The 5,865-nt window shown below is 36.8% G+C and carries 5 protein-coding genes; 4 read left to right on the forward strand and 1 reads right to left on the reverse strand.

The window, feature by feature from the left end; genetic code table 11:
• Nucleotides 1-72: 72 nt before the first annotated feature.
• Complete coding sequence (locus C406_RS0117320) at nt 73-729, forward strand: YetF domain-containing protein (protein ID WP_017381924.1); 657 nt, start codon at nt 73-75, stop codon at nt 727-729.
• Here the strand turns inward: C406_RS0117320 and C406_RS0117325 are convergent.
• On the reverse strand, nt 716-2,221 hold the full coding sequence (locus tag C406_RS0117325) for a putative polysaccharide biosynthesis protein (RefSeq protein WP_017381925.1): 1,506 nt from the start codon (nt 2,219-2,221) through the stop codon (nt 716-718). The two genes, C406_RS0117320 and C406_RS0117325, sit on opposite strands and share 14 nt — an antisense overlap.
• Before the next feature lie 95 nt (nt 2,222-2,316).
• Between C406_RS0117325 and C406_RS0117330 the strand changes: the two genes are divergently transcribed.
• The 3 genes from C406_RS0117330 (at nt 2,317) to C406_RS0117340 (ending at nt 5,525) form a co-directional block, all read left to right on the forward strand.
• Nucleotides 2,317-2,676 (forward strand): post-transcriptional regulator, encoded by a 360-nt coding sequence (locus C406_RS0117330; RefSeq protein ID WP_017381926.1) that lies wholly within the window; start codon nt 2,317-2,319, stop codon nt 2,674-2,676.
• 94 nt (nt 2,677-2,770) lie between these two features.
• Nucleotides 2,771-5,047, forward strand: a complete 2,277-nt coding sequence (gene secDF, locus C406_RS0117335; RefSeq protein ID WP_017381927.1) for a protein translocase subunit SecDF — start codon at nt 2,771-2,773, stop codon at nt 5,045-5,047.
• A 100-nt stretch (nt 5,048-5,147) separates the two neighbouring features.
• The gene (locus C406_RS0117340; protein WP_017381928.1) at nt 5,148-5,525 is read left to right on the forward strand and encodes a LapA family protein; all 378 of its coding nucleotides are present in this window, start codon (nt 5,148-5,150) and stop codon (nt 5,523-5,525) included.
• Nucleotides 5,526-5,865 lie beyond the last annotated feature (340 nt).

Below are 5,865 nucleotides of genomic sequence, written 5' to 3' on the forward strand. Positions count from 1 at the left end.
ATCACTCCCTCCTACTCGATTGTATAATGCCCATCATTTTCTCTCATACTAAGTAGAAAAAGGGGTTACATAATGGGTGAAATTGGGATACTTTTCACTATAGCGTGGCGGACCATTTTTCTTTATATATTGATATTAATCATCTTTAGACTAATGGGAAAACGAGAAGTTGGAGAACTTAGCCTAATGGATTTAGTTATTTTCGTCCTCATTGCAGAGGTTGCATCGTATGCTATTGACGAACCAAAGCGCAATTTATTCGAATCTATTTTGCCAATGCTTCTATTACTAGCAATTCAATTTGTGACTTCGTATATGTCATTGAAAAGTAAAAAAATTCGAGATTTAATTGATGGGGATCCGTCGGTTATTATACGTAATGGAGAAATCATTGAATCGGAAATGCGCAAAATACGCTACAATTTGGACGACCTATTTCAACAGCTGCGCGAACAACAAATTGGGTCCATTCAAGATGTGTCCTATGCTTTTTTAGAGCCTTCAGGTAATTTATCCGTATTTAAATTTGAGGGAGACCACCCTGTTTTACCGCTCATTGTTGATGGAGACATACAAGAAGGGCATCTTAAATTAATTCAACATGATAAACAATGGTTGCTCGATGAATTAAAGCAAATTCATATTTATGATCCGAAAACGGTATTCTACTGTAGTTATGAACGAGAGAAGTTATATGTTCAACTACGAGAACGCTTTAAGTCTTCTTGATAAGTTTACGAAGGAGACGAATGTCGGATACATGAATTTGGCGAAATACGAGCAAGCCAGCAAAAATTATTAATCCTGTGACCATGCTATCAGCAACCCAAGGCATTTCTCCTAAAGGCCATAACACAGGACGAAGAATCGTCACTAAAATAAATATTAAATAAGGAATCGCAAAAAATGTGAAGCCAAGTCCGGCTTCTTTTTTTTGTCGCAGTGTAGCCATATGTAAAAAAGAAGTTAAACAAACACCGAAACCAATGGCTAATATTGCACCTTTTTCTTCAATTCCAGGTTGTGAGGCTAACACAAACATGACAAATAGCTTTCCAAGTCCTCCATAAATTGAATTCATCATGGCGGCTTTGGCTTCATGCATGGCTTGCAAGATGGCATGAAGTGGGCTTTGTATGTAATAAAAAAAGAACACCGGAGCTAATAGTGCCATATAACCTTCACCTTCAGTTACGTGAAATAAAACGCGTACAATATGTTCACCATGCAAATAAAATATAGTAGCTGCAAAACACCCAGTAATTGCAGAAACTCGCATAGCTAGAGATACTCGTTCCTGTAACATTCCACGGTTGGATCTTGCTCTGGCATCACTTACAGCAGGAACTAATACGATGGATAACGCGTACGGAATGAACGCAGGAAACAACAGTAAGGGAATAAAGACACCTGAAATCATTCCGTATAAATTAGTAGCTGCCACTGCTCCAACACCGGCTACCGCTAAAGCCTTAATAAATATGATCGGTTCTAAAAACCATGTAAATGAACCAAATAATCGACTTCCAGCTGAAGGCAGAGCGACATGTAAAATAGGAGAAGAAGGATAGTTAATAGGTGTTCCAGTTACTCGTTTCACACGCTTGTATTTATACCATAAATAAATGAACGACATGAGTTCAGCTAATAACGCCATCATCATGGCGGCGGCAGCTGTCGATGCAGGGCTCGACTGAATCACAACATAGGGTAGTAACCAAGTTACGAGTCCAATACGGAAAAACTGTTCAATTAATTGTGACCAAGCGGTTTCTTCAACTTTTGCTAACCCTTGGAAATAGCCTTTAAGTATTCCTGATAATGCGGCTATAGGTATGGTTAGCAAACCAATCAGAAGGGTCTTTCCAATCGCTCCATTTTCTAGTAAGTTGGTTGCAACATAAGGAATCGTTAAATACATTAATGGAACGAAAATAATGATGGATATCCAAGTTAATTTCCAAATGGTTCTCATGAGGCCTTGTATTTCAAGATGTTTTTTCCCAGCATACAATTCAGCTGTGATCTTAGCGACGGCAATCGGTAATCCTAACTGAATCAATGATAAGAAGAAAATAAAAGCGGGGTAAGCGGCAGTGTATATTCCAACAGCCTCTTCACCTGCTATTCGCACAAATTGAATGCGAAAAACAAAACCAAATAATTTTGATAAAAAAACAGCCCCCATTAATACCAGCGTTCCACGTAAAAATGTCGACAATTTTGCCACTTCCTTCTCAAGTCACACAAACTCGTATACAATATTCTTATGCGAAAATAACGATGCTTAAAACCGAAAAAGAAGGAAGTGTTTAAATGAGTGCAAATTATGATGATTTATTTGAACTTGTGGGGCCAGCTTTAGAAAGTAAAATTCATGAATTCAGGCTATATAATTACAATTCTGTGACGGAAGAGGATATTTGGCACTACTGCATAAATAAAAAATGGAGAAAGCGTGATATTCAGGAAATGGGAGTATCTGAAATGGTTAATGATATTTTAGGGACTTCTCCCGCACATTATATGACTCATACTCAAATTGAAGGTTTTAAATCGTCTAATTGGTTCTCAGAACTTAAACAGGAGGACCTTCAAGAACTATTGAATCCGACTAAAAAAGTACTCAAGACACAACCAGTAATAAAAAGTCGTCAGAATCTTAAGGACATTTGACACCTAGCGCGACGTGTTTCATAATAACCATGTTGCGCTTTTTTTATGTGGTAATTTTCCATTACCATTTCCAAGTTGAGGAGGAAGTTTACATATGAAAACCAGAGGCCGAATTATCGCATTTTTATTACTTATCGTAGTATTTGCGGCTTCCATTAGTACGACAGCTCAAGGGGTTTTAGATGATATTAAGTTAGGTCTTGATTTACAAGGCGGATTCGAAGTATTGTACCAAGTTGAAACTTTAAAAGAAGGACAACCAATTACGGAAGAAATGGTTTCGGATACGTCTACCGCTCTATTAAACCGTATTAATGTTCTTGGCGTAAGCGAACCGAACATTCAAATCGAAGGTGACAATCGCATTCGGGTTCAGTTAGCAGGTGTGGAAGATCAAGAATCAGCACGTGAACTATTGTCTACACAAGCTAATCTATCATTCCGTGATGTTAATGATAAATTAATGCTGGATGGTTCGGATTTAAAAGAAGGTGGAGCTAAATCAACGTTTGATGATCAAGGTCGTCCAATGGTTACTTTAGAACTAAAAGATCCGTCTAAATTTGCAGATGCGACACAACAAATTAGTCAAATGCCAATACCAACAAATTTACTTGTTATTTGGTTGGACTTTGAAGAAGGTGTTGATTCATATGTAGCAGAGCTTGGCAAAGAAAAGCCGAAATTTGTTTCAAGTCCAAAAGTTGATAATCGAATCAATTCAAATAGTGTTCAAATTTCAGGTGAGTTTTCAGTAGAGGAAACAAAAAGTTTAGCTGGCGTTTTAAATGCTGGTGCACTACCTGTTAAACTAAAAGAAATTTATTCTACTTCAGTTGGTGCACAATTTGGTGAAAAAGCACTTCAGTCGACAGTGACTGCTGCATTAATAGGGATTGCACTTGTTGGATTATTTATGCTTCTTTATTACCGATTACCCGGATTAGTAGCTATGATTACTTTATCTGTATACGTGTACTTAATCCTTCTTATATTCGGCTTGATAAATGGTGTTCTAACATTGCCAGGTATTGCAGCCATCGTTTTAGGTGTTGGTATGGCAGTAGATGCAAATATCATTACGTATGAACGAATTAAGGAAGAATTACGAGTTGGGAAGTCCATTAAAACGTCTTTCAAAACAGGTGCAAGTTCTTCTTTCTCAGCAATACTTGATGCGAATATTACATCATTAATTGCCGCAAGTGTATTATTCTACTTTGGTACAAGTTCTGTAAAAGGTTTTGCTTTAATGTTAATCATTAGTATTCTTTCAAGCTTTATTACTGCTGTTTGGGGGTCTCGTTTACTTTTAGGCCTACTTATTAATAGCGGGAAGTTTGATGGGAAGCCATGGTTATTTGGTGTTAACCATTCAACGATACACCCAGTTGAAGTAGAATTTGATACATTAGATTTACCAACGAAATTTGATCGCTTTGATTTTGTTAATATGCGTAAAAAATTCTTTACAGGTTCAATAGCTTTTATAGTGATTGGCATAATTTTACTTGGAATTTTCAAGTTGAATTTGGGTATTGATTTCTCAAGTGGAACACGTGTTGAAATCTTATCTGAAAATGCTTTAACAAAAGAGGAATTGACAACTTATTTAGAAACCATTGATCTTCCTTCAGAAGATATTGTTCTGTCAGGTGACAATCAAGAAATTGGCGTTATTCGATATAAAGAAGAATTCTCCAAAGAAGAAATCAATGCTATGAAATCGACGATTAACAAAGAATATGGTGCTGAACCAAATGTTAGCACGGTATCTTCAACAGTCGGGCGTGAATTAGCGAAAAATGCAATGTTTGCATTACTTTTCGCTTCTATAGGTATTATCATTTACACAGCATTCCGCTTTGAATGGAGAATGGGTGTCGCTGCTATTGTGTCACTTTTGCATGATGTCTTCTTTATGGTGGCGTTGTTCAGTATTTTCCGTTTAGAAGTTGATATTACTTTTATAGCGGCAGTTCTAACGATTGTAGGTTACTCAATTAACGATACAATTGTGACGTTTGACCGTATTCGTGAAAATATGAAACGTTCGAAGAAAATTCTAGACAATGATGATTTAGCCGCCATCGTTAATAAATCTCTTCGTCAAACACTAGGCCGCTCTGTTAACACGGTCCTAACGGTAGCAATAGTAGTTATAGCGTTGTTGCTATTCGGTGCAGATTCAATTCGTAATTTCTCGATTGCCTTACTAGTCGGTTTAATTGCGGGTACGTATTCATCAATCTTCATCGCTGCACAACTTTGGTTCGTTTTGAAAAAGAAAGAATTAAAGAAACGTGGAGAAATTGATGTGGAAGCAGATGCTAACAAGAATAAATGGGGTTCAGACGATCCTGTTGTATAAAGGTTTATAAGTTGATAAGAACAGGGTATAAATAACTATACCCTGTTCTTTTTTTATTCGTATAATATAATAAAACCAATACTTATTAGGAGGAAATCCAATGAAATTCCAATGGTCATTATTATTTGCACTTATTTTTGCCGTCATAGTTGCCGTTTTTGCCGTAGTAAATGTTGATGTCGTGCCAGTCAATTACTTCTTTGGCACCGCACAATGGCCTCTAATATTAGTTATTTTAGGTTCAGCATTACTTGGTGCGCTCGTGAGTGGGTCGGTTGCAATCTTCCGTTTTTTTGTATTGCAACGCCGAGTCAGCCATCTTGAAAAGGACAACACAATGAAAGAAGCACTTATTGCAACACAACAAAATGAAATTTATGCATTAAAGAGAAATGAACCAGTACCATATCAAGACTCACATGCTATAGACGGTTTACATGTAGAGGAAACATCAGCTGATGCACGCTCAACTAGCTAGCATTTGAGTTAGATGCTATCTTTCTTTAACGAGTCCGGCGAGAGTCAATTTCCCAGATGCCAGTCGTTTATTTTTCTTTAACGATCTTAGTAAAAGCGTGACTAAATAAAATTTAAAAATAGTATCGAATGATTATGAAAATAAAGACAGCTTAGATAGACGGCTACTAAAGTGATAACATCACTTCATTAGCCGTCTTTTATTATTGAGATTATAATTCAGAAAGTATATAATTTTAGTTCCATAAATCCAGTGTTTCAGGTATTTTGGACAAAAAATGATTCATTAATATTTTTGATTTCCGTTTCAGGCGGACGCGTTCCGTGGGGCGTGCGGTGAG

The organism is Paenisporosarcina sp. TG-14 (assembly GCF_000297555.1).
Taxonomy (GTDB): Bacteria; Bacillota; Bacilli; order Bacillales_A; family Planococcaceae; genus Paenisporosarcina; species Paenisporosarcina antarctica.